1 protein-coding gene is annotated in these 328 nt (G+C 45.7%); it reads left to right on the forward strand.

Annotation, left to right across the window (positions count from 1 at the left end; genetic code table 11):
• The coding region (locus KH893_RS12890) for a mucin-binding protein (RefSeq protein WP_427860476.1) at nucleotides 1–328 on the forward strand (328 nt) is incomplete at both ends.

A 328-nucleotide genomic window follows, 5' to 3' on the forward strand; every position in this document is an offset into this window, starting at 1 on the left:
AAAATGTCGATAATAATTCAAACGACTTGAATTTCACGGTTGTGTATACTAAGAATGCACCGACAGTCACTACCGAAACGAAGACTGTGAATGAAACCATCCATTATATCTATAAAGATGGTAGCAAGGCAGCCGATGACTATGTGGCAACGCCAGTTGAGTTTACACGGACAGTGTCCACAGATGCAGTCACTGGTGAGAAGACATATGGGGCATGGTCAGCAGATCAAACATTTGGCGCAGTGACTAGCCCCGAACTAAAGGGGTATACACCAGATCAGACAGCAATTGCAGCGCAGACAGTGACTGGTGATTCGGCAGATCTGGA

It is taken from the genome of Liquorilactobacillus sicerae (genome assembly GCF_029916425.1).
In the GTDB taxonomy this organism is placed as follows: domain Bacteria; phylum Bacillota; class Bacilli; order Lactobacillales; family Lactobacillaceae; genus Liquorilactobacillus; species Liquorilactobacillus sicerae.